The sequence below is a fragment of the Embleya sp. NPDC001921 genome, from assembly GCF_053594475.1.
In genome coordinates this window covers 67577-91878 of the sequence record NZ_JBSFEO010000024.1, presented here as the reverse complement: position 1 = coordinate 91878, position 24302 = coordinate 67577, and the positions used below count along the sequence as shown (strand labels likewise).

General features: G+C 72.1%; 18 protein-coding genes. 7 read left to right on the top strand and 11 right to left on the bottom strand.

Annotation, left to right across the window (positions count from 1 at the left end):
• Positions 1–158 precede the first annotated feature (158 nt).
• Positions 159–2861, bottom strand: a complete 2703-nt coding sequence (locus tag ACWCPW_RS26750) for an immune inhibitor A domain-containing protein (protein WP_449764130.1) — start codon at positions 2859–2861, stop codon at positions 159–161.
• Positions 2862–3816: 955 nt separating this feature from the next.
• Here ACWCPW_RS26750 and ACWCPW_RS26745 point away from each other — a divergent pair.
• Positions 3817–5667, top strand: a complete 1851-nt coding sequence (locus ACWCPW_RS26745; RefSeq protein ID WP_449764129.1) for a hypothetical protein — start codon at positions 3817–3819, stop codon at positions 5665–5667.
• A gap of 102 nt (positions 5668–5769) precedes the next feature.
• Here ACWCPW_RS26745 and katG read toward each other — a convergent pair whose 3' ends face one another.
• Entirely contained in the window at positions 5770–8001 is a 2232-nt protein-coding gene (katG, locus tag ACWCPW_RS26740) for a catalase/peroxidase HPI (RefSeq protein ID WP_449764128.1), read from the bottom strand.
• Between the two features lie 591 nt (positions 8002–8592).
• Here katG and ACWCPW_RS26735 point away from each other — a divergent pair.
• The 3 genes from ACWCPW_RS26735 to ACWCPW_RS26725 all read left to right on the top strand — a co-directional run bounded on the left by ACWCPW_RS26735 (position 8593) and on the right by ACWCPW_RS26725 (position 11947).
• The gene (locus ACWCPW_RS26735) at positions 8593–9030 is read left to right on the top strand and encodes a Fur family transcriptional regulator (protein WP_449764127.1); all 438 of its coding nucleotides are present in this window, start codon (positions 8593–8595) and stop codon (positions 9028–9030) included.
• A 123-nt stretch (positions 9031–9153) separates the two neighbouring features.
• Complete coding sequence (locus tag ACWCPW_RS26730; protein WP_449764126.1) at positions 9154–10158, top strand: hypothetical protein; 1005 nt, start codon at positions 9154–9156, stop codon at positions 10156–10158.
• Between the two features lie 379 nt (positions 10159–10537).
• Positions 10538–11947 (top strand): GH39 family glycosyl hydrolase, encoded by a 1410-nt coding sequence (locus tag ACWCPW_RS26725; RefSeq protein ID WP_449764125.1) that lies wholly within the window; start codon positions 10538–10540, stop codon positions 11945–11947.
• A gap of 136 nt (positions 11948–12083) precedes the next feature.
• On the opposite strand, the gene ACWCPW_RS26720 is transcribed toward ACWCPW_RS26725, so the two are convergent.
• A complete protein-coding gene (locus ACWCPW_RS26720; protein WP_449764124.1) occupies positions 12084–12884 on the bottom strand; it encodes a TauD/TfdA dioxygenase family protein in 801 nt (266 codons plus the stop codon).
• A 70-nt stretch (positions 12885–12954) separates the two neighbouring features.
• Here ACWCPW_RS26720 and ACWCPW_RS26715 point away from each other — a divergent pair, with 70 nt between their 5' ends.
• A complete protein-coding gene (locus tag ACWCPW_RS26715) occupies positions 12955–13596 on the top strand; it encodes a TetR/AcrR family transcriptional regulator (RefSeq protein WP_449764123.1) in 642 nt (213 codons plus the stop codon).
• Positions 13597–13660: 64 nt separating this feature from the next.
• On the opposite strand, the gene ACWCPW_RS26710 is transcribed toward ACWCPW_RS26715, so the two are convergent.
• Positions 13661–14284, bottom strand: a complete 624-nt coding sequence (locus ACWCPW_RS26710; protein ID WP_449764122.1) for a TetR/AcrR family transcriptional regulator — start codon at positions 14282–14284, stop codon at positions 13661–13663.
• A 104-nt stretch (positions 14285–14388) separates the two neighbouring features.
• Between ACWCPW_RS26710 and ACWCPW_RS26705 the strand changes: the two genes are divergently transcribed.
• On the top strand, positions 14389–15585 hold the full coding sequence (locus ACWCPW_RS26705) for an FAD-dependent oxidoreductase (RefSeq protein ID WP_449764121.1): 1197 nt from the start codon (positions 14389–14391) through the stop codon (positions 15583–15585).
• Positions 15586–15684: 99 nt separating this feature from the next.
• Here ACWCPW_RS26705 and ACWCPW_RS26700 read toward each other — a convergent pair whose 3' ends face one another.
• The 4 genes from ACWCPW_RS26700 to ACWCPW_RS26685 form a co-directional block, all read right to left on the bottom strand.
• On the bottom strand, positions 15685–16734 hold the full coding sequence (locus ACWCPW_RS26700; protein ID WP_449764120.1) for a phosphotransferase enzyme family protein: 1050 nt from the start codon (positions 16732–16734) through the stop codon (positions 15685–15687).
• Between the two features lie 429 nt (positions 16735–17163).
• Positions 17164–18171, bottom strand: a complete 1008-nt coding sequence (locus ACWCPW_RS26695; protein WP_449764119.1) for an NAD(P)/FAD-dependent oxidoreductase — start codon at positions 18169–18171, stop codon at positions 17164–17166.
• 320 nt (positions 18172–18491) lie between these two features.
• Positions 18492–18920: a hypothetical protein gene (locus ACWCPW_RS26690; protein WP_449764118.1), complete on the bottom strand. Its 429-nt coding sequence runs from the start codon at positions 18918–18920 to the stop codon at positions 18492–18494.
• A 296-nt stretch (positions 18921–19216) separates the two neighbouring features.
• Complete coding sequence (locus tag ACWCPW_RS26685) at positions 19217–19618, bottom strand: SSI family serine proteinase inhibitor (protein WP_449764117.1); 402 nt, start codon at positions 19616–19618, stop codon at positions 19217–19219.
• Positions 19619–20032: 414 nt separating this feature from the next.
• Here ACWCPW_RS26685 and ACWCPW_RS26680 point away from each other — a divergent pair, with 414 nt between their 5' ends.
• Positions 20033–20323, top strand: coding sequence for a PadR family transcriptional regulator (locus ACWCPW_RS26680; RefSeq protein WP_449764116.1), 291 nt, complete (start codon positions 20033–20035; stop codon positions 20321–20323).
• 37 nt (positions 20324–20360) lie between these two features.
• On the opposite strand, the gene ACWCPW_RS26675 is transcribed toward ACWCPW_RS26680, so the two are convergent.
• The 3 genes from ACWCPW_RS26675 to ACWCPW_RS26665 form a co-directional block, all read right to left on the bottom strand.
• Positions 20361–21626: an APC family permease gene (locus ACWCPW_RS26675; protein WP_449764115.1), complete on the bottom strand. Its 1266-nt coding sequence runs from the start codon at positions 21624–21626 to the stop codon at positions 20361–20363.
• A gap of 276 nt (positions 21627–21902) precedes the next feature.
• The gene (locus ACWCPW_RS26670; RefSeq protein WP_449764114.1) at positions 21903–23117 is read right to left on the bottom strand and encodes a serine hydrolase domain-containing protein; all 1215 of its coding nucleotides are present in this window, start codon (positions 23115–23117) and stop codon (positions 21903–21905) included.
• A 259-nt stretch (positions 23118–23376) separates the two neighbouring features.
• Positions 23377–24279 carry a LysR family transcriptional regulator gene (locus ACWCPW_RS26665; protein ID WP_449764113.1) on the bottom strand — a complete coding sequence of 301 codons (903 nt, stop codon included), beginning with the start codon at positions 24277–24279 and terminating at the stop codon, positions 23377–23379.
• Between the last annotated feature and the right edge of the window lie 23 nt (positions 24280–24302).

Genomic DNA, 24302 nt, shown 5'->3' with positions numbered 1-24302 from the left:
CCACGTGTGGTACGCCGCGAGGCCCCTCCGGTCGTCGCCTCACGCGAAGATCGCGCGCACCTGGTCCACCGCCTCCGCGCCGTACGCCACCGCCCCCTCGGCCCCCACGACCGGAAGCGCGTCGTGGGGGCCGAGGTCGCACACGTGCGGACCGATGCCTACGTGCGGGCGGGCGCGATCCAGACGACGGCGCCCTGGTCACCGGACAGCGGGAGGACCGGAAACACGGTCACGCCGTAGGCCTTCTCCCACCCGGGGTTTCCGGAACCGAGCACCGAGGAGAAGAACGGCTTGCCGTAGTTCGCGTAGTCCGGCGACCCGTCCGTCTTGGTGACCTTGGTCGAGTACGGAGCACGCGCCGGGACCACGGTGGAGCCGTTGCGGTCCTTGGGTGCGAAGCCGGTGCCGTTGGCCTCCGCGCCCGGCGCGTAGCCGAGCGTGTCGGAGAAGAACCGCACCGGTTCCGTCTTGGCGAACTGCGCGCAGTGGTCGCCGGCCGAGCGGCAGGCCCGGAATCCGGACGTGTCCTTGAAGCTGAACGCCGCGTTGGCCGACTGCACGCGGGATTCGAGGTTGGCCGCCTGGTTCGACGGCGCGTCCGGGAAGCGGTAGGGCTCCGGGTGCGCGTCGACCAGGAGCAACTCGCCCTTGGCGCCCCACGAGGGGGCCTTGTCGATGTTGAACAGCACGCCGTTGTTCTCGTACGAGCTGTCCCGCAGCCACACCAGCAGGCCCGGCGCGTTGTACGCGAGCTTCTCGCGCTTGCCGTTCTCGCCGAACGTGTAGGTGTACTTCAGGCCCTGGTCGAAGCCGGACATGTTGCGCCATTCGAGCAGGTAGTACTGCTCGCGACTGAACGTGCCGTCGGTGACGATCCAGCCCGCGCCCCGGGTGCCGCCCCCGGACGAACCGCCCTGCGGGGTCCAGCCGTTGGCGCCCTGCTCGACATCGTCGGACCACACGGTGGTGGTGCCGTTGGTGAGCGAGAAGTCGTCGGCGACCCAACCCTTCTCCTGCGTCGCCGCGTCCGTGTCGACGCCGATGCGCAGCTTGATGTTCCGCCCCGCGTACGGCGTCAGGTCCACCTGGTCGTGGCGCCAGCCGTGGCTGTCGCCGGTCAGCCCGGTGCTCTTGCCGAACGCTCGGAGGTTGCCGTTGGGGTCCGGGTAGTCCGGCGGGGTCGACACGAGCGTGCCGGCCTCGTCACGCACCTGGAGCTGCGTCCAGGTGGTGCCGCCGTCGGTGGACACCTCGACGAAGCCGAAGTCCCAGTCCTCCTCCAGGACATAGTCGGTCCACCAGCGGAACTTCACGTCGGTGCCCGTCGGGACCGCGACGTCGCGAACCAGCTTGACGTCCGCCCAGTCCTGGTCGTTGTTCGAGTACCACGCCTTTTGACCGCTGTGCGGCGTGCTGAACCTGATCACCTTGTCCGGGAGGTTGACCCGCACCGCCTGTTTGGTGCCCTTGGGTGTCTTGGCCGCCTGTCCGAGCGTGACCAGCGCGGGCTTGTCACCCACCTTCAGGACCTCGGGCGTCAGCCAGCCCAGCGAGTACTTGGACCACGCGCTCATGTGCGCGGGCATCGACTGGAACAGCGGCCCGGAGTGCGACCCGCTGGCCATCAGGTCCCAGAAGTTGACGTCCGACTGGCCGCCGCTGAAGTTGTCGTACAGGTCCGGCAGACCGAGGTCGTGGCCGTACTCGTGGGCGAACACGCCCACGCCGGAGTCCTCCGGCTGCACGATGTAGTTGGCGATCTTCAGTTGCGTCCCCGGGACCGTGTATCCGCCCGCCACGGCGCTGGAGTGCGCCCAGATGGCATACGTGCCCTCGGCGCCGCCGCCGGCGGACTTGTCCTTGCCCGAGTGCACGAGGACCAAGTGGTCTACCACGCCGTCGGGTTCGAGGAGGTTCCCGTCGCCGTCCGCGTCGCCGGTGTCCTCCTTGTCGTAGTCGGCCCACGGGAAGTTCGGCTGGCTGCGCGCGAGTTCGTCCACCGCGTCGATCGCCAACCGGCTGGCGCCCGCCGGGTTGTCCGGGTGCCCGCCCATGTCCTGCTCGCGCTGCCCGCAGCGGCCGGCGCCGTACCACGCCTCGGAGTGGCGGACCTTGATCCACGGGGTGGCGGTGCCGGACACGGTGTACTTGCCGCCCGACATCTCCTCGTACATGTTCTTCATCGTGTAGCCGGAGACGTCGATGCCCGGCTTGCCGTCGGGACCGGTCAGGTCCAGCCGCATACGCTCGGTGAGGCCCTGCTTGGTGTAGAGCATCTTGTTGAAGTGCTCCGGGCTGAAGTCCTTGACCCACTGCGAGTTGTTGTCCCGCCCGGTGAGCGCCGGGTCCGGGATCTTGTTGTGCAGCGGCCCGTTCTTGATCGTGCCCGGAGGTTCGAGCACACACGAGGGGTCGGTGACACTCGCCCGGCGGTTGAACCCGGAGAAGTCGTCGTTGGCGTTCTCGTTGAACTCGACGAGAACCGTCAGCAGCTTGGCATCCTGCTTCGAACCCGGTGCCAAGCCGGCCTTCTCGGCCCTGAGTTGCTCCGGGCTCTTGCCCGTGCGCTGGGACTCGGCCTCCAGCAGGCGCAGTTGCGCTGCCGCGCGCGGATTGCCCTCGCGCTCCTTGCGGCCGGGTCCTTCCTTGGCCTTGCGGGCCTTGTCGGCACCGCCCTGCTCGGCGTCGATCCCGCCGCCCTGACCGTCCTCGGCCTCGACGGGATTGAAGTACTGATCCTCGGGGCCGGGATTCCACACGGCCTTGGTGTTGTCCACGCGTGCGGCCGCCGCGGAAGACGTGACGCCCGGCGCTGCGGTCAGTCCCGTGACCGCGAGGAGCGAGACGGACAATAACGTCACCGGGCCACGCAAACGCCGGATGCCTTGCGGCGGTGTTCCGCCGCGTCCGGGTATCGCTCGACTCAAGATGGTCCCCCTTCCGCCCGGAAGGTGATCCCGGACGCGAAGCGACGCCGATCAGGGTGCTGTGGTGCCGTACGCGCCCACGACGTCGAGCTGATTCGGCAGAACCCGACGCCTGCCTCCCACCGACCGTCGGGTCACGGCGGCGCCGGGAGTTGGGGCCGGGCGTCCCGGACACTAGAGGCGCAAGTGACGGCAGAGACAGAGGACACCAAGGTTTCTTTACGATCTCTTTACTAAACGCCCGACGGGACGTGCGGAACCGGGCTATGCACTTGGCGTGATCGGTTCCGCTTCGCCCCGACGAGCCGTCGACTTCCGTATCTCCCGCCCCCACCCTTCGCCCCCGAACACACATCTTTCGTAGCTCCCCCACGAGCCGGCCGGCCGGCACCGTGCTTCGGGCCGGCAACGACCGAAAGCCCCCACCCGACGGGACTCGGGCCCGTTCGGGACTTCGGTCGTCCTCGCCCGACGGGCGGCGAGCGAGGCCGGAACACGGGCTCGGGTGCGGCGGGCTCGGGTGCGACGGGCGCGTGACCGCGCGAGGCGTCGGCCGACCAATGTTGTCCTCCGCGCGCCGCGCATGGATGGTTCTCGACCCGGTCGTTCGGATGTCGTCGGGGTGCGTCGCCGGAGTGGGTGTAACAGCCTGCCGGGTTCATCGCGTTCCTCTGACGAGGCCGCGTCGCGGAGGCGTCGCGCCCTCCCGGGACAACCCGGCCCCACCCACAAACGCGCGCCCGCCGCCGAGCCAGGGGCTCTGTCGGCATGCCGTCACACCCCATTCACGCCCCACCCGGCGTCGGCGGCCGAGCCGCCATTTCGCCATGCCCCGAACCCCGCGGCGCCGATGCCGCGCCCCCGACCCGAGATCCGTAGGTGAGCCCGCATGACCCCAGTCGCCGCCCCCGAGCCCGCGTCCGCTTCCAGAACCGTGGGGAGCCGAGACCCGGGACGAGCGCACGAGCCCGGAGCCGCCGCGGAGCGCGAACCCGAAACGCCGGCCGCCGAGGCACCCGGGTTTCGGCCGCGTTGGAACCGAGCCCTCGCCCCGGTCGCGGCCCTGGCGATCGGCATGCTCGGCTATCACGCCCGCTGGGTGTGCGACGACGCGCTGATCTTCACCCGCGCGGTCCGCGAGATCCTGGCCGGCAACGGTCCCGTCTCCAGTCCCGGCGAACGCGCCGAGGCCTCGACGAGCACGCTGTGGCAGTGGCTGCTCGCGCTGTTCGGATTCGTCCTGCGCCGCAGCGACACCACGGCCCTGTCATGGCTGCTCGGCCTGTTCCTGACCTGCGCCGCCGTGCTGTTCGCCGTGGACGCCGCCCGACGGCTGCACACCCGTGCCGGGCGGACCGAGAGCCTGTTGGTCCCGTTCGGGATCCTGATCCCGCTCGGTCTGCGGCCGATGTGGGAGTACGCGACATCCGGCCTGGAGACCGGCCTCAACATGTGCTGGACGGCCGGCTCGTGGTGGCTGCTGGTACGGCTGCGCGCCGGCGGATCCCGTCGCCGCGCGCTCGCCACGGCGGCGGTCATCGGCCTCGGCCCGCTGGTCCGCCCGGAGGCGGCGGCCGTCACCGTCGTGTTCCTGCTCGCGCTGTGGCTCATCCGACGGCCCACGATCCGCGGGACGTTCGCCCTCGCGGGCGTCGCGGCCGCCGTGCCGACGGCGTATCAGATCTTCCGCATGGGCTACTACGGCATCGTCTTCCCGATGCCGGCGCTCACCAAGGGTGCCGACGGGTCGTTGTGGGAGCGCGGCTGGGCGTACGTCACCGACTTCTCCGGTCCCTACCTGTTGTGGGCCCCGCTGTCGGCGATCGTGATCGGCGCCGGGTACGCGCTGCGCGGCATCCACGAGCGGCGCGGCGACACGATCGTCGTCCTGGCCCCACCGGCCGCGGCGGCGATCCTGTTCGGCTACGTGGTCAAGGTCGGCGGCGACTACATGCACGCGCGCATGCTCGTACCGATCCTGTTCCTGCTCCTCCTGCCGGTCGCCGTGCTGCCGCTGTCCAGGGCCGTGGCGGCGCCCGCCCTCGCTCTGGCCGTATGGTCCGCGATCAGCGGGATCCTGCTGCGGTACAGTCCCTCGCCCACCTCGATGGTCGGCGACGAACGCGCCTTCTACGCGCGCTTCACCGGCTCGTCGCACCCCACGTCGGCCCGCGACTTCCTGCGCACCCACCCGCTGACCAAGGCCGCCGTGCAGGCCGAACTCGCCTCCGGCCGCCGGTCGTTGATCTACTACGGGCCACGCCTGGAAGGCGACATCATCACCGTGCCGCTGCGCGAGGACATCCCGGCGCGGGTCGCGGTCATCGGCGTCTACCTCGGCACCGCCGGCGCCTTGTCACCCGCGGACGTGCGGCTGGTGGACTACTGGGGCCTGGTGAACCCGATCGGGGCGCGGTTCGAGCTTCCGGTGACCAAGCCGGGGCATTCGAAACCGTTGAGCAACGCGTGGCTCCTGGCGGCGTACGCGGATCCGGCGGCGCCGGTGAATCCCGCCGGCAACTTCGCCCGGCCGGAGCCGGTCACCCCCGAACAGGTCACGGCCGCGCGGCACGCGCTGGGTTGCGGCGAACTCGCCGAACTCGCCGCGTCCACGCGCGCGCCGATGACCGCGGGCCGCTTCCTGGACAACCTCGAGGGCTCCTGGCGGCGCACCCACCTCACCATCCCGGCCGATCCGTTCGAGGCCGAAAGGAGGTTCTGCGGGCGCAACACGCCCTGACCCGGTCCGGGTCACCCGCGCCATCCGCGCGAGCGGGACCCGTCGTCCGCACCGGGCGGGCACGTCCGGGTCGGCCCGCGCGGGCCGACCCGGACGTGATGATCACGCGACGTCGAACCGGTCCAGGTTCGACACCTTGACCCACGCCGCGACGAAGTCGTCGACGAACTTCCGCTTCGCGTCGTCGCTCGCGTAGACCTCGGCCAGCGCGCGCAGTTCGGAGTTCGACCCGAAGAGCAGGTCGACCCGGCTGCCGGTCCACTTGAGCTCGCCCGTGGCCGCGTCGCGACCCTCGAACGTGCTCGCGTCCTCGGACGTCGCCTTCCACGTCGTGCCCAGGTCGAGCAGGTTGACGAAGAAGTCGTTGGTCAACGAACCGGGGGTCGCGGTGAACACGCCCGTCGACGACTGCTGGTGGTTCGCGCCCAGCACGCGCAGGCCACCGACGAGGACCGTCGTCTCGGGGGCGCTCAGGGTGAGCAGGTTCGCCTTGTCGATCAGCAGGAACTCGGCCGGCAGCCGGTTGCCCTTGCCGAGGTAGTTGCGGAAGCCGTCGGCGGTGGGCTCCAGGGCGCTGAACGACTCCACGTCGGTCTGCTCCTGCGCCGCGTCCACACGACCCGCCGTGAAGGGCACCTCGACGTCGAACCCGGCGACCTCGGCGGCCCGCTCGACGGCGGCGGCACCGGCGAGCACGATCAGGTCGGCGAGCGAGATCCGCTTGCCGTCGGTGCGATCGGCGTTGAACGCCTCCTGGATGCCTTCCAGCGCGCGCAGCACCGTCGCCAGCTCGTCCGGGTCGTTGGCCTCCCACCCGATCTGCGGCTGGAGGCGAACCCGCGCACCGTTGGCGCCGCCTCGCTTGTCACTGCCGCGGAAGGACGAGGCCGACGCCCACGCGGCGGACACGAGCTGGGACACCGACAGGCCCGACTCGAGGACCCGGCTCTTGAGCGACGCGACGTCCTCGGCGTCGACGAGCTCGTGCGTGACCGCCGGAAGCGGGTCCTGCCACAGCAGTGTCTCGCTGGGGACCTCCGGACCGAGGTAGCGCACGACCGGACCCATGTCGCGGTGCGTCAGCTTGAACCACGCCCGGGCGAAGGCGTCCGCGAACTCGGCGGGGTTCTCCAGGAAGCGCCGCGAGATCTGCTCGTAGGCCGGGTCGACCCGGAGCGAGAGGTCGGTCGTCAGCATGGTCGGCGCGTGGCTCTTCGACGGGTCGTGCGCGTCCGGGACGGTGCCCGCGCCGCCGCCGTCCTTGGGCCGCCACTGGTGCGCGCCGGCCGGGCTCTTGAACAGCTCCCACTCGTGGCCGAACAGGATCTCGAAGAAACTGTTGTCCCACGTGGTGGGGGTGTTGGTCCAGATGCCCTCGAGGCCACTGGTGATCGCGTCGCCACCGGCGCCGGTGCCGAAGCTGCTCTTCCAACCGAGGCCCTGCTGCTCCAGCGGCGACGCCTCGGGGTCGGGGCCGACGCTGTCCGCCGGGCCCGCGCCGTGGGTCTTGCCGAAGGTGTGACCGCCCGCGATCAGGGCGACCGTCTCCTCGTCGTTCATCGCCATCCGGCGGAACGTCTCGCGGATGTCGCGGGCCGCGGCCAGCGGGTCCGGGGTGCCGTTCGGGCCCTCGGGGTTGACGTAGATCAGGCCCATCTGCACCGCGCCGAGGGGGTTCTCCAGGTCCCGGTCACCGGTGTAGCGCTCGTCGCCGAGCCAGGTGGTCTCCGGGCCCCAGTAGACGTCCTCGTCGGGCTCCCAGACGTCGGCCCGACCGCCGCCGAAGCCGAAGGTCTCGAAGCCCATCGACTCCAGGGCGACGTTGCCGGTGAGGACCATCAGGTCGGCCCAGGACAGGCTCCGACCGTACTTCTGCTTGACCGGCCACAGCAGCCGGCGGGCCTTGTCCAGGCTCGCGTTGTCCGGCCAACTGTTGAGGGGGGCGAAGCGCTGCTGACCGGACCCGGCGCCGCCGCGGCCGTCGCTGATCCGGTAGGTGCCGGCGCTGTGCCACGCCATCCGGATCATCAGCGGGCCGTAGTTGCCGAAGTCGGCCGGCCACCAGTCCTGCGAGGTCGTCAGCACCTCCGCGATGTCCTGCTTCACGGCGGCGAGGTCGAGGCTGTTGAACGCCTCGGCGTAGTCGAACTCGTCGCCGAAGGGGTTGGCCACCGCCGGGTTCTTGGCGAGGATCTTCAGGTTGAGCCGCTCCGGCCACCACTGGCGGTTTCCACCGCCCTGCGTCGGGTGCGGGGCCCGCTCGTGCGCGACCGGGCAACCACCTCCGCCCTCAGTCTTCGCGTCTACGACGATTGCATCATGGTTCTCAGACATGGGATCCCTTCCGGACCAGGCGGATCGCGGTGCTCAGGAGCTGTGGGCGGTGGTGGGCGGTGGAGTGGTCGGGGTACAGACCTCGTGACGGACGACCTTGCCCCGTCCGACCCGGCTGCCCCGTCCGCCTCGTCGACCGGGACCCGTGCTCGTGGGGCGCGGTCGAACGGGTCGGGCAGGGCCGGCACGGCCGGCAGGTCCGGGCGGTCCGGCAGGAAGCCTCGGCGTGGACGGCGCGAAGGCGGATACGGACTGCCGTCACGCACCGTGACGACGATCGTCCCGATATCGAGGCGGTCACCATCCCCGACGGTCCGGAGCAGCGCGACATGATCGATCCTCACCCGCAGGCCGGCACCGCACGGCTGCTCGGTAGTGGTCGCGTCACGTCCGTGTCTCCTGCCGTCATGCGGTCTTCGTACCCCTTGTCCCTAAGGTCTTCCTACCCCTTGGCTGCCGCCGGAACCGATCCTACGATGGACAGAGTCCAAGTCAAGATGTACGCCAGACCCATACCCAACCGGAATCCGGACGTCCGTACGTCCACCGGTAAACTTCGGCCACCCCACCGAATCGAATAGGTGAACCCATATGAGCGACCTGCTGGAGCGACTGAGAGAGCGCGGCTGGCGGTTGACCTCCCAGCGGCGTGTCGTTGCGGAGGTCCTCGACGGCGACCACGTACATCTGACGGCCGACGAAGTGCACGCCCGCGCGGCGCGGCGGCTGCCCGAGATCTCCCGGGCGACCGTCTACAACGCGCTGGGCGAGCTGGTCTCCCTCGGTGAGGTCATCGAGGTCTCCACCGACGGCCGGGCCAAGCGCTACGACCCCAACGCGCACCACCCGCACCAGCACCTGGTGTGCTCCTCCTGCGGAACCGTCCGCGACGTCCACCCCACCGGCAGCCCGCTGGCCGACCTCCCGGCGGACCAGCGATTCGGCTTCACGGTGTCCCAGGTCGAGGTCACCTACCGCGGGCTGTGCCCGTCGTGCGTCGGGGGGACCGGCGAGGACTCCGGCGCGTAGGCACCGACCACCCTTCCCGCCCGGCCCGGGGCGGTCCACGACGACCGCCGGAGCCGGTGCCCGGATCGGCCATCGGGGATGCGGCGGGGATGAACGGGCGCCGGAAACGGCAATAGGGGTGTCGTGAGTACGAAGCGGTCCGACGCCGAGCCCGAAGCCGTCGACGAGGACGCGGTGGCCCGGGAGCTGTACGGGCTCTCGCCCGACGAGTTCACCGCCGCCCGTGACGCGTACGCCGCTCGGGCCCGCAAGGCCGGGAACCGTGCCGTCGCCGACCGGATCGGCAAGCTGCGGCGTCCCGTACTGGCCGCCTGGTTGGCGAACCTGCTCGTCCGTGAACAGCGCGCGGAGATCGACGCGTTCCTCGAACTCGGCGCGGCCATGCGGCAAGCCCAGGGGCAGCTCCAGGGCCCCGAGTTGCGCGAACTCTCCCGTCGACGCCATCAGGTGATCGACGCCCTCGGGCGGCAGGCGCAGGCTCTCGCCGCCACGCGCGGACATCCCGTCGTCGGCGATTCGACCCGCCGTGAACTCCGGGACACCCTCGCCGCCGCCCTCGCCGACCCCGACGCGGCCCGGGCCCTGGCGTCCGGCGCCCTCGCCGGCGCGCTGGAGCCCACCGGGGACTTCGGCTCGCTCACCACGTCGACCCCGCCCGAGGCCACGCGCCCGCGGAAGGGCGCGAACGCGAAGGGCACGAGCGCGCCCGCACGCGAGGGCGCCGAGGGACGGGCCCGTCACGCGAGGGACGACGCCGCCGGCGCCCGCGAATCCACCCGCCGCGCCGCCGAACACGAGCGTCGCGAAGCCCGACTCACCCGCGCCCGCGCCGACCTGGAGGCCGCCGACACCGCGGCCGAGGAAGCCCGCGAAGCCGCGCGGACCCTGAAGCAGCGGGCCGACGCCGCCCGCGACCGGCACCGGCAGGCGCTCGCCGACGCCGAGAACCTCGAACGCCGCCTCGCCGAGGCCCGGGACACGGCCGGCCGGCTCGACCGGCAGGCCCGGGACGCACGACGCGCGCACGAGGACGCCGACGAACGGGCACGCACGAGGAAGACCGCCGCGAACACCGCCCGGGCCGGGCTCCGCGACCTCGAACGAAACCGTGCCGGTCGCGGCGAATGAAGGGGGCCTCGCCGGTCGGGGTCGGTTCCGGATCGTGACCCGGCGCGAACCGGGCCGGTCGAGGCGGGCGGGTCGAGGCAGGCGGGTCGACACCCGCGGTCGAGGTCGATCCCGACGCCCGTCTTCGCGAACAGGGCCGAATCGGCCCGTACTTCGCGATCGGCGGCGCCGTGCGCGACCAGGCCGGCCGAATCGGCCGTCGAGGCCCAGCGATTGGCGGCCCCGACCGCTCGCGCGCGGCCCGCGCGAACATCTGTGGAACCAGGATCGGCCATAGATTGGAAGACGTCGGCGCGAGGCTCCGGCCGGGCCCGGAGGCGGACCGCCGGCCCGCGTCCGGCGACATCGATGCCCGGTTCCGACCGCCGAAGGATGCTCCGTGTCGATCCACCGCGACAAACGACGCCGCAGGATTCCGATAGCCATCGCCGCAGGGGCGGTACTCGCCCTGACCGCCGGCACGCTGTCCGCCGGGACCGCGCGGGCCGCCGACGACAACGTGTCCGTCGACCTGACCTCCATCCAACGACCGGTGCCGGCCGACACGTTCAGCGCGGACGTGACCGGCTACGGCTACCACTCGTACCTCACCAACGACCCGCAGGTCCGCGCGATGCTCGCCGGGCGCTACGGCTCGATGCGCATGGGTCTGAAATTCGCCGTCCCGGGGGACGTCACCTCGGCCATCGTCGCCAACGGGGACGGCGCCGACACGTCGGTGTCGGCGAACGCCTGGATCCGGTCCATCAAGGACGCGGGGTCCCAACCGGTGGTCATCGTGCCCGTGGACCCGGTCGAGGCGGCCGCGATCGTGCGCCACTTCAACACCGGCCCCGCGGCCGACCCGGTCAAGCGCTGGATCGTGGGCAACGAGCCCAACACCAAGCCGGAGACCAAGGATCCGACCGTGTACGCGGCCAGGTTCAACAGCGCCTACGACGCCATGAAGGCGGTCGACCCGAGCATCACCGTCGGCGGGCCGGCGATGTCCGACCCCAACTGGGACTATCTGCGCCCGTTCCTGACGGCGAGCGGGTCCCGGGTGGACTTCGTCGACTTCCACAAGTACGGCGCCGGTGAGCAGGCGGCCTGCGACTCCGCGCTGCTGGCCGCGACCCCGGGGTGGGGCGCGGACGTCGAGACGGTGCGGGCGATGCTGCGCGAGCTCGTCCCCGCCCGCGCGGACCGGATCGGCATCCAGATCGGCGAGACCAACTCGGACTGGGGCATCCACCCCGACCCGGCGGGTTGCGGCAACATCGGCACCGAGCCCGTGCAGTACCGCAACACCGCCATCTGGTGGTCGGCGAGCGTGTTCGGACACCTCGCCCGCACCGGCGCGCGCGGCTATGTCTACGGCGACAAGAACGGCGCGCTCGGGCTCCTGTACGACAAGGCGAACGCCGACCGCGAGCCGTCGTTGCGCAACGGCGCGGGTCTGAACGAGCGCATGCCCGTCTACCAGGGCGCGGGCTTCTTCACCGGCCAGGAGGGCACCGCGCTGGCCCACTTCGGGGCGAACCTGGTCCGCTCGTCGACCACCCTGCCGGGGGTGGAGGTGTTCGCGTCGTCGAACCCGAACGTGGTCGTCCTGGTCAACAAGTCCACCACTCCGCAGGAGGCCCGAATCGCCGTGACGGGCGGTGTGACCAAGGCGACCGGCCACCTCAAGGACGGTTCGACCACCAGTTACACCAAGCCGACGCCGCTGGCGCCCCGACAGCTCGTCGACGGCCGCCTGTCGATCACCCTGCCGGGCCCGTCGGTGACCCAACTCGTCCTGTCCTGACCGGCTTCACCGCGCCGTCCACGGCGCCGCCCTCCCAACCGGGGGCGGCGCCGTCGGCCGTCCGGCACGAGGTCGCGGCTCGCGACCGGCGTGCTTCGCGGCTCGACGCGGCTCACGGGCCGGCGCGGCTCGCGGTTCAACGGGGCTCGTCGCCCTCGATCACGATGCGGTGCATGACGCGCGGCCCTTGATAGTCGTAGGCCGCGTAGTGCTGCGTGCTGCGGTTGTCCCAGAGCGCGATGTCGCCCGACCGCCAGGCGAACCGGACCTGGTGCTCCGGCCGAGTCGCCTGGTCGAACAGGAACGGCAGCAGCAACTCGTTCTCCCTTTCCCCGAGTTCGAGGATCCGGGTGGTGAAGATGCGGTTGACGTGGAGACAGCGCCGGCCGGTGACCGGGTGGGTGCGCACGACCGGGTGTACGACCGGCGGAAGCGCGTCCTTGTCGCCGCCGCGATGCGACCGGGACTTGGCGAAGTCGTGTTCGGCCGTCAACCCGTCGAGCATCGCGCGCATCGGCGCGGACAGGGACAGGTACGCACTCTCCATGTCCGCCCACAGCGTGTCGCCCCCGCTCGGCGGCAGCGACACCGCGCGCAGCATCGTGCCCAGCGGAGGCCGGGCCAGGAAGGTGGCGTCGCTGTGCCAGATGTCGGCGTTGGAGATCTTGGGTCCCTCGCCGCCGGTGGCGAGCACCATCACCTCGGGCAGGTCGGGCGCGGCGGGTTCGCCGAACGGGAAGTGTTGCAAGGTGCCGAATCCGGCCGCGACATCGCGCTGCCGGTGGGCGGTGATCCGCTGGTCGCGGAAGAACAGCACCTGGTGCTCGTGGAGCGCGTCCGCCAGCGCGGCGTGGCACGACGCGTCGAGATCGCGGCGCAGGTCGAGGCCTCGCACCTCGGCGCCGATGGTGGGGGTGAGAGGGCGTATGTCGAGCACGGGCACACCTGCCATGATCGTGAGACACTCTGACTTAATCGGTTGAGACGCAATGTCTTACACTGCTCGCGTGGATGTCAAGACCGAGACCCGAGCACGCATCCTGGACGCGGCCGAGCGCCTGTTCGCCGAGCGCGGCGTCGCCGCCGTCTCGCTGCGCGAGATCGGCGCGGCGGCCGGCCAGCGCAACAACTCCGCGGTCCAGTACCACTTCGGCGGCCGCGACGCGCTGGTGCGGGCGCTGTACGAGGACCGCTTGGCACCGCTCAACGACCGCCGCCTCGAACTGCTCGCGAACCTGCCCGAGGACCGGCGCGACGACCTCGACGCCCTCGTGGACATCTACCTGCGACCCCTCGCCGAGCGCGTGCGCGCCGGCTCTCGGGACAGCCACTACGCGCGGTTCGTGCACCGCTTCACGCTCGAGGGCACCCCGCTCGCCCCGCCCCTGGACGCCGACGTCACCGGCGGCATCCGCGAGGTCGTCGCGCGCCTGACGGCCGGCCTGGCGGCGAGCGCCCCGGACGTGCCGGCCCCGCACCGCGCCGCCCGCCTGCGCCTGATGCAACTCCTGGTCACCGCCGCGCTCGCCGACGCCGAACGCGGCCTCGCGGAAACCGGCGAACTCCCGCTCCCACTCGACGAATCGCTGGAGGATCTCAAGTCCGCCGCGGTCGGCGTCCTGACCCGCGCCGGCGCTCCCGGCCGCTGAACCACGCCCGCCCGCGACCCGCGCGCCCACTCGGCCGCCGGCGTCCGGGCCGATCGGCGGCGGGTCACCCCGCGTCGGACGCGGGTCCCGCCAGGCCGTGCAGGAGCAGGGCGGTGAGAGTGTCGACGATCTCCGCGTCGCCGGCTCGCGGTCCGTCCTCGCCCGCGGTGACCACCGCGAACCCGAGCATCGAGACCATCGCGCCCATGGCCGCGGCAACCACCTCGGGATCACCCGGGAGCCGATGACCGCGCCCGCGGAGCCATTCCAGGTGCTCGCGCAGGATGCCGGTCTCCCGGGCCAAACCCGCCCACGCGCGACCCTCGCCGGGCGGCCCGGCGAAGCTCGTCTGCATCAGCGCCACCACCACCGGCAGATGCTCGCGGATCACCCGCCAGGTGACGGCCAGATGCTCACGCAACTGGTCGGGGTCGGTCAGGTCGTGATCGGCCGGGTGGTCCGCCACGCCGATCTCGGCGTCGGCCCGCGTGTTCAGGTCCCGCATCAGGGCCTGGAGCAGGGCGTTCTTGTCCGCGAAGTGGGCGTAGAAGGAGCCGGTGGCGCGTCCGGCCTCGCGCGTGATGTCGGTGATCTTCGTGTCGAGATAGCCGCGCTCGGCGAACAACCGCCGTGCCGCGTCCTTCAGCGCCGCCTCGGTCTCGGCCGCCTTCTCCTTGCGCACACCCATCGACCGGCGCTCCTTCCCGGGCTTGACGTCTGGCCTGCCCGTCATCATAGTGAACCCCAGTTCGGTGAATTGAGATTCACTGAATCCGAATTCAAGGAGTTGGCATGAACGTGATCGTGATCGGCGGCGGGGTGGCCGGGGCCGCGAGCGCGATAGCCCTGCGCCGGCTGGGACTGGACGTCACGGTGTACGAGGCGTACGCCGAACCGGCGGGCCGGGTGGGCTCGTTCCTGAGCCTGGCGTCCAACGGCCTGCGGGTGTTGCGCTCCCTCGGCGTGCTGGAGCGGGTGCAGCGGGCCGGCTTCGCCGTGCCGCGCCAGCGCATGTGGTCGAGTTCGGGCAAGCTGCTGGGCGACGTCCCGCGCGGTCGGCTCGGCGACGACGACCTGCACAGCGTGACCCTGATGCGCGGCGCGCTGGTCGAGGCACTGCGCGCGGAGGCGCTGGCGGCCGGAGCGACAGTCGTCACCGGCGAGCGCCTGGTCGACGCGGTCGCCGGCGAGAGCGGCGTACGGGCGGTCTTCGCCGGCGGCCGTACGGCGCACGCGTCGCTGCTCGTCGGCGCGGACGGCCTCCGGTCGACCACCCGCTCACTGCTCGACCCGCACGCGCCCATCCCCGAGTACGCCGGCCTCTACAGCATCTCGGGCATCGCGGACGGCATCACCCGCGGTGTCACCCCGGGCGCCATCCGGGGCATCGACCTCGAACCCGGCGCCTTCAACATGACGTTCGCCCGCAACGGCGCCTTCATCCACCTCACCGCCCCCGACGGCCGCGTCTGGTGGGCCGCCCAGGTCTCCTGCCCCGCGCCGCCGGACCTCGCGCTCGCCGACCGGGAGTGGCTGGACCGCCTGGCCGGGCTCTACCGGCACGAACGCGTCCCGACCGCGATCCTCGCCGCGACCGCCGAACTGCACCGCCCCACCCTGACGCACCGGCTCGACGCGATCCCGCTGCGCCACAACGACCGCATCGCACTGCTCGGCGACGCCGCACACCCCGTCGGCGCGGGCCAGGGCGCGTCGATGGCCCTGGAGGACGCTCTGGTCCTGGCCCAGTGCCTGGCCGCGCGGCCCTCGCCGGCCGCCGCGCTCTCGGCGTACGACGCCGCCCGCTCGCACCGCGTCGCCAAGATGGTCAAGTCGGCCTCCGCCAACCGCGACGCCAAGACCGCCGGCCCCCTCGCCCGCCGCGTCCGCGACCTGGTGATGCCGGTGGCGTTCCCCCTCTTCCACGGCCGAGCCACTTCCTGGCTCTACACCCACGACTGCGGCGCCCTCCCCCGACCCACCACCTGACCCGCGCCGTTCGGATCGCCCGCCGGAGCGCGTCCGCCGCCGCCGACGCCGGTGGGGAGCCGCCGGACGTGACGAACACGCCGTGCGCGACGGTCGCGTTCAGTGGATGGATGTCCGGAGTGCGGTCTCGATGTCGGGCAGGGTGTCGAGCAGGCGGCGGGTCATCTGCCAACGGCGGTGCCAGTAGCCGTCGAGGTCCCTCTGGTGCACGGGATCGGGTCGTTCGTAGTGCTCCCGGACGCCGTAGAACGATTGCATGGCCTGGAGCAGGGCCATCCGCGCGCACGCGACGACCTGGTCGGCGGGCAGGTCGGGGTTCTCCGAGCGGTAGGCGGCGACCAGGGTCAGCGCGGTGCCGGGCCAGTCGTCGGTGGTGGCCACGGTGAGCGGGTCGAACGCGATCCGGCCCAGTTCCCACGCCGGTGGGGCGATGCAGTCGTGCAGGTCGATGACGGCGGCGACCGTGTCGTCGAGGCCGACGAGCACGTTCGGACGGGTGAAGTCGTAGTGCACCGGCTGCGTCGACACCGGGGGCAGTCCCGCGGTCAACCCGGGAGCGTGCGCCGCCAGGTCCGCCCGGCGTACCGCGACCTGGTCGCGTCGCGCGGCGTCGGCCTGCGTGCGGGGCTCGCCGATACGGCGCAGCAGCGCGTCCGCGATGTCGAGCGCGCGTGCGGGGTCCCGCTCCCACCACAGTGGTCGGACCGCGACGAGTCGGCGGGCCACGGGGTGCCGGGCGAAGGCGCGATGCAGGCGCCCCAGCGTCAGACCGAGGTCCTCGGCGAGCCGCGGGGACCAGGGTCGCGTGGACGTCTTCGCGGCGACGAACTCCCAGACGGACAGGGCGGGTCCGGGCTCACGGGAGAGCGTGCGTCCGGCGCGGTCGGGGACGACGGCCGGAGTGGGTACGCCCTGTGTACGGGCGAATTGCGTGGATTCCAGGCGCACCGCGTGCCGATCGAGGTCGTCGCCGTCCCGGTAGACCTTGGCGAAGACCCGACCGCCGTCCGTCAGTCGGACCGAGAAGTTGTCGGTCTCCGCTCCGAACGGGACACGCTCCACGACAGCCACATCGAGGCCGTACGCCCGCACGAGCCGATCCGCCACGACATCCTCGAAACGGCCGGGTGTGCCATCGTGCGTCGTCACCGCCATATTGGATCACGCCCGGCATACCGCGGCCCGCGCCGCCCTCGGCAGCGGACGCCACCGACCCGACGACGCGGTTCACCATCGACGCTCGCCCTGCTCCACCCGTGCCCGCGGCGCCCGAGCCGCCTCCGGCGTGTCGGCTCCTGCCCGGCACCCGGCCGCCGCTCCGGGAAGAGCATTGCCCTTGCCGGGCTCTCGGCCGCGCCACCCTCACGTCACGAAGGCCCCTTCTCCCGAGACGCCGGTGCCGGCGTACGCGACCACCGACACCGCCACTCCACCCACCCGACATCGCACCGCTCCCGACGCCGTGACCTGGGTCCGACTACCGGTGCGGGGCCGCGACTTCCCCGGTGGACCAGAGGCTCCACCGGAATGACGGGCGTTGCCGCGAACTCCGGCGGCACGCGCACCGCCGCCCGATGTTCAGTCGGACAGGGCGGGTTGGGGAGCCGGGTGTGAGCGGTCCCGGTGCTCGGCGGGGGCGTGGTCCGCCACGGCGCGCTCGACGTCCTCGGCGACCAGGTCGAGGTTGAGGGCGAACGCGGCTGCCGCGCCCTGCCCCGCGGCGGTGATCGCCAGCGCCTTCGGGTCGCGGACGTTGCCGACCGCCCACACTCCGAACACACTGGTCCGGCCCGCGTCGTCCGTGCTCACCCAGCCGTTCTCGTCCCGCGCGCAGCCCAGTTCGGTGAGCAGCGTGTCGTGCGGCACCATCCGCGGGACCACGAAGACCGCGCCTCGGGGGAAGACCCGGCCGTCGACCGACTCGACGCCGCGCACCCGGTCCTCCCGCACCACCAGGCGCTTGATCGCCCCCTCGACGACGGTGACGCCGCGCGCGGCCAACCGTTCGCGCTCTTGCGCGACGAGGTCCAGGGTGTGCGCGAAGAGGACGACGTCGTGCGACCACTGCCGCAACAACAAGGCGTGCCGCACCGCCCCCGGGTGGGTACCCAGCACGCCGATGGGCGCGTCACGTACCTCGTACGCGTGGCAGTACGGGCAGAACAGCACGTCCCTGCCCCACCGTTCCCGTACGCCGGGGAGTTCGGGGAGCTCGTCCCGCAGCCCGGTGGCCACCACCACCCGGCGGGTCTTCAACACCGCGCCGCCGTCCAGCCCGACCACGAAACCGGGGTCGACGCGATCCACCCGGCCCTCGAACAGGTCCACCCCGTAACCGGCGACCTCGGCCCGACCCACCGCCAACAGCTCGGCCGGCGCCATCCCGTCCCGGGACAGGAATCCGTGCATGTGCGCCGCGGGAGCGTTGCGCGGCTCGCCCGCGCCGACCACCGCCACCCGGCGGCGGGACCGACCCAGCACGAGGGCCGCACTCAGCCCCGCCGCACCCGCACCCACGATCACCACGTCGTACACATCGTCGTCGCCGGTCAAGGTGGCGCGCACATCGTTCGTCGTATCGCTCAAGGCGATCACCTCCACCCCGAGCGTGCGTCCACGACCGGCAGAACAGCAAAGTTCGTTGCCAATTCAGCAACGGCCATCGTGCACAGGCCTGCGCTTCCGACCGGCCGCCGGTCACGCGTGGGCGCGCGCACGGGCACGGCCGCGAACCACCTCGACCCGTCACCGTCCGGTCGCCGGCTCGTTGGGCGGGTGTGATCACCGGGTGTGGGGAAGCGACCGGTGGGCCAGGGCGAGGATCGGGCCCCTGGACGCTCCGGAACGGGGCGCCGGCAGGCCCGGTCCGACCCGGAACCACGCGCTCGACATGCCGGTGACGTGTCCTACGCGACGCCGACCGCGGCCAGGGCGTACTCCACGGCCCGCGCGAGTTCGTCCGCGTCCACCGGCCGCAGCACCGCCTCGTCCGGGTCCTCGACCGCCTCGGCACGCTGGTCCAGGACGTCCAGGGCGACGTGTTCGGCGAACTCCGTCACCGCCGACCGCGCGTCCCGGTCCGGATCGGTGTCACCGGCGGGCGTCTCGAACACCAGGCCGACCCACAACTCCGGGTCCCGCGTGACCAGGGCCTCCCCCAGATGCACGCCGCACCCGGGCGGACTGTCGTCGACCTCGGCGATCCCGGGCACCCGGCCGAGCATCGGCACGCCGCGCTCGTCGGTGGGTCCACCGCACGCGTGCGACGAGCATGTGCCCAACGGACACCGTCCGCCCCGGTCCTCCTGGTCCTCGATGTGGATGTCGGGAGTCATCACCGCTCCTGTCCGGGCCTGTCACGCCGACGCTTCGTCCGGATCGTGGGCGCGTTCGTCCTCGCGCCCACGACCCGGCTCGCCGTCGACTCCACCACGCCCCGGCCGCCGGCGCGCCCGGAGCGCGCCGAACGGGCGGCGACATTGCCACTAATGCCGCATTCCCCCAGGCCGAGACGACCGCCGCGCGGGCGTCGCCGGCGCGCACCACTCCTATGCGGTCGCGGAGTTCGTTCGGACGACGGATGCCCCGAGGCAGGCGGGCGGGATCGGCCGGGGGCGCGCGTGCGGCGGGATCAACGAGCCTCGGGCAGGACCGGGACGAGGTTGTCCCAGCGGGAGATCTCGCATCCGTCGGCACGGTTGAAGGTGGCGTCGATCGAACGGCCCGCCCAGGTGCCGGTGACGCGCGCGGTGGCGGGTCCGCCGTGGATCATCGTGCAGTGCGCGCCGGCCGGGACCGGCGCGAACGGGTCGCGGCCGCCGGTGGTCGTGGCGTCCAGTCGATCGCAGGCCGCCCGCGGCTCGGGATGGCTGCCGCCCGCGGGGTGACACGCCAGGGTGTACGTGATCACCCCTTCGGGGTTGTCGGCCACCGTCACGGTGAGGTGGTCCACCGTGCGCGCGACGGCGGAGGGAATCGGGCATTGCACGGCGACGACCACGACTGCGGCGACGACGAGGCGACGGATCAACACGGGCTGCTCCCGGGATGGGGCGCGCGGCATCGCGCGCGGGTCGAAAGGGTGAGGAAAACGACGAACGGATGGGTTGGATCCGACGGGCCCGCCTCGACCGACGCGGCCCAGGCGCGCGGCTCCGGAGTCGCTCCGGATCCACCCATGTCCTCAACGTAGTCGATCGCACACGTCGAGTAATCGGATTTCACGGTTCCCACGCAACCGGAAGCACACCACCGCGTCCGGGCCCGGCCGAAAGTCGCCGCCGCACCCGCCCGACCCCTCCCGAAACCGGGCCGAACGGCGACGCGAACGACCCGACGCACACCGCCACCGACCGCCCGTAGTATCGGAGTTCGATATCGGATGCGTCACCTGGCGGGTGACCCGGGAAGGGGTGGTCGACGGGTGCGGGAGTTCCAACGAGGTGCGGTGCGGCTGCACATCCTCCACCACGCGGCCGAGGACGAGATCCACGGTGCGTGGATGGCCGAGGAACTGGCCGGTCACGGCTACCGGATCAGCCCGGGCACGCTCTACCCGACGCTGCACCGCATGGAGGCGGACGGACTGCTGACCTCGGAGCAGCGGGTGGTCGAGGGCCGCACTCGCCGCGTGTATCGGGCGACCGACGCGGGCCGGGCCGCGCTGGCCGAGGACCGGCGGGCACTGGCGGAACTGGCCCGCGAGGTGCTGCCCGAAGCGGACCGGTCCCGCCTGTAGCCGGCGGGCCGTTCGCCCTTGGCGACCCGACGACCCGTCAGACGCGGGCGAACCTCCTGCGCAGGCCATAGCCGGCCGCGCCCGCCGCGAGCACCGCGGCCCCCCACACCACCGAGGCCACGGGCAGCGCGAAGGCCAGCACCAGGCAACCGGCCGTGCCGAGGATCGGCACGATCCGCGGCGGGCGGCCCTCGGCCGAAGTGAGCGTCCAGGCACTGGCGTTGGCGATGGCGTAGTAGGCCAGCACGCCGAACGAGGAGAACCCGATCGCGCCGCGCACGTCCGTCGTGCCGGCCAGTACGGCCACCACCGCGCCGACCGCGAGCTCGGCGCGGTGCGGCACCTTGAAGCGCGGATGCACGGCGGCCAGGACGTGCGGCAGATGCCGGTCGCGGGCCATCGCCAGCGTGGTCCGGGAGACGCCCAGGATCAGCGCCAGCAACGAACCGAGCGCCGCGACGACCGCCCCGACGCGTACCAACGGGGCGAGTTCGGGGACGCCGGCCGCGCGTACGGCCTCGGCGAGCGGGTCGGCGGTGTGCGCGAGGCGGTCGGGTCCCAGCACCGCGAGCACGGCCGCGGCGACCGCTGCGTACACCACCAGGGTGATGCCCAGCGCGGTCGGGATCGCTCGGGGGATGGTCCGCTTCGGGTCGCGGACCTCCTCGCCGAGGGTGGCGATGCGCGCGTAGCCGGCGAACGCGAAGAACAGCAGACCGGCCGCCTGGAGCACCCCGCCGAACGTGGCGTCCGCGCCGATCCGCAGGTGCGCGTCGTCCGCGGTGTCGCCGGCGAGGCAGGCGGTGACCACGGCGGCGAGCACCGCGAGTACGACCGCGACGATCCCCCGGGTCAGCCACGCGGCCTTTTGTACCCCGACATAGTTGACCGCGGTCAGCGCCACCACCGCGGCCACGGCGACCGCGTGCGCCTGGCCCGGCCACGCGTAGGAGCCGACGGTCAGCGCCATGGCCGCGCACGAGGCGGTCTTGCCGACCACGAAGCCCCAGCCGGCCAGGTAGCCCCAGAAGTCGCCGAGGCGCTCGCGTCCGTACACGTACGTGCCGCCGGACTGCGGGTAGCGGGCCGCCAGCCGGGCCGAGGAGGTGGCGTTGCAGTAGGCCACCACCGCGGCCAGCGCGAGGGCCGGCAGCAGACCCGACCCCGCCGCGCCCGCGGCCGGCGCGAGCGCCGCGAAGATGCCGGCGCCGATCATCGACCCGAGCCCGATCACCACGGCGTCGAAAACGCCCAGATGGCGCTTCAGCTCCCCCGCCTCGGCAGACGCCGCCGACATCCCCATCGCTCGCTCCCCCACCGCGGTTCACATCCATTACGGACCCCGATATCGGATCACGATATAGGACCGCGCCGTCGGGCCACCGAGAAAGCCCGAACAGCGGTGCGAACCTCGAAACGCGGCCGGCGGCGCGGCCACGAGCCCCCGGATCCGGGCGACTCGCGGCACACGCTGCCGTGCGAACCGTGCGGTGCGATGCGCCGTGGCGCATCGGGTTGCGTCGCGGTGCACTTCACCGCACCGCGTCGCACCCACCACGTCGCACCCACCGCGCCGCGATCAGCCCTGAGGCGGCAGATCGTAGACGTGGTCCGGAGTGATGATGGACGTGATCGCCTTGGCGAAGAGCGTGCTCGGCTCGGAACCGTCGTGCAGGATGTCGGTGTTGAGCAGGATCACCATGGTGGCGTCCTGCTCCGGCAGGTACATCGTCACGCTCTCGTAGCCCGGCAGCGAGCCGTTGTGCCCGACCCAGCCGTGGGTCCGGAACAGGCCCAGGCCGTACCCGGCGTCGTCGAAGTTCGGTACCGGAATGAACTTCTCCCGCTCCGCCTGGGTGGCCGGGGAGAGCAGCGTGCCGGTGGCCACCACCTTGGCCCAGCGGCGCAGGTCATGCAGGTCGGAGATCATCGCGCCCGCCGCCCAGCCCCAACTCGGGTTCCAGTCGGTCGCGTCGACGACCTCGCCGGACAGCGTCTGGTCGGTGTACCCGTGCGCGTGCGGCGACGGGAACTCGGCGCCCTCCGGGAACAGGGTGTGGCGCAGCTTCGCCGGGCCGGTGACGCGTCGGTGGATGAAGTCGGCGAGCGGCATCCCGCCGAGCTTCTCCACGACGAGACCGAGCAGGACGGTGTTGGTGTTGGAGTACTGGAACTGCGTGCCCGGGGCGAAGACGTTCGGGTGGCGGAAGGCGTACGCCAGCAGTTCCTGCGGGGTGAACGGGCGGGTCGGGTCACTCAGCAGGGTGGTCACGAACTCCTCGTCGAAGGTGTACGAGAACAGGCCGCTGCGCATCTCCGCCATCTGCCGGATGGTGATGTGTTCGCCGTCGGGGACGCCGTCGATGTAGTCGGAGATCGGGTCGTCCAGCCCGACCAGTCCGTCGTCGACCAGTTCCAGCAGGGCGGTGATGGTGAAGGTCTTGGTCTCGCTGCCGATCCGCATGTTGAGGTCGGGCGTCATCGGCGCGCCGGTCGCCTTGTCGGCCACGCCGGTGGACCGGACGTAATTGCCACGTCCGGGCAGCCACAACCCGACGGTCACGCCGGGCACGCCGGCCTCCTGGCGGGTGCGCTCGATCGCCTCGTCGAGGCGGGCCACGAGTGCCGGGTCGAGATCGTGGTGCGGCGGGCGGTCGTCGTTGTGCGGGTCCGCGGCGACCACGGCGGCCGTCGGCGGCGAGGCCTGGGCCGCGGGCGCGGTCAGGGCGAGCGGGACCAGCGCGGTGAGGGCGCACAGTGCGGTGACGAGTCGGCGGGCGGGGGCACGACGCATGGCGGGATGTCTCTTCCGGGAGTACGGGGACCTTGTCCGGCCAGGATCACCATCCGCTCCGGTCCCGGCCCCCGCGCCCACGAACACGCCCCGGCGATTCCACCCGTACGGCCGCACCGGCCCCCGCCGGCGGCGGCGCGGACGTCACGCGGTCCACCGGACGAGGCGTCACGCGCGACCGGGAACGCGCGTCACGCGTCGCCGGAACGGGCGTCTCGCCCCACCGGAGGACACTCCGCCCGGTCCGCCGGAAGCCGCCTCACCCGGTCCGCCGCAGGAGCAGGTCGGTCACCAAGGCGAGCGGGGGCCAGTTCAGCCGACCGTGGCGGGCGATTGCGAAGACGCGCTGTTCCACCTCGGGGCCGGCGAGCGGGACCAGCCGCACACCCGGCAACGGCACGGTGTCCATAGGGAGCAGACCCACCCCGAGACCGGCGACGATCATGCCCTGCACCAGGTCGAGGCTGTCGGCCTGGTGCGTGATGTGCGGGGTGAACCCAGCCGTCGAAGCCAGCGTGCGGATGACGGTCTCGTCCGCGGTGTTGCGGGAGTTGACGATCCAGGAGTGGGTGTGGAAGCGGGCGAACACCTCCGCTGCCCTCCCCTCGCCGGTGTCGCCGTGCGCCGGGACGCCCAGCCCCCATCGCGCGGTCCACAGCGCGGTGGCCCGCACGCTCGGATCCTCGGCCGCCGGCGCCAGGTTGTAGTCGTAGGTCAGCGCCAGGTCCGTGCCGTCCTCCGCCAGCAGTTCCAGTGCCTCGGCGGGTTCGTGCTCGCGGATCAGGACCCGGACCCGCGGGTGGGCGACGGCGAGGTCGGTGACCACGGGCAGTAGGCGGGTCCGGATGGCGGTGGCGAACCCGGCGACGCGCACGGTGCCGTTGGGCTCCGCGCCGGGCGAGAGGTCGTGCCGCGCCGCCTCGACCGCGGCGAGGATGGTCACGGCGTGTTCGGCCAGTCGACGCCCCGCCGGAGTGAGCCGGACCCGGCGCCCCTGCGGTTCGATCAGGGCGGCGCCCATGTCACGGGCCAGCGCGGCGATCTGCTGCGAGACCGTCGAGGTGGTGGTTTCCAGCATGTCCGCGACCGCGCGCATGGATCCGAGCCGGGCCAGTTCCACCAGTATCTGCAGCCGTCGGGTCTCCACCCCTTCATTGTCCACGATTCACGAACGATATGTTTCGA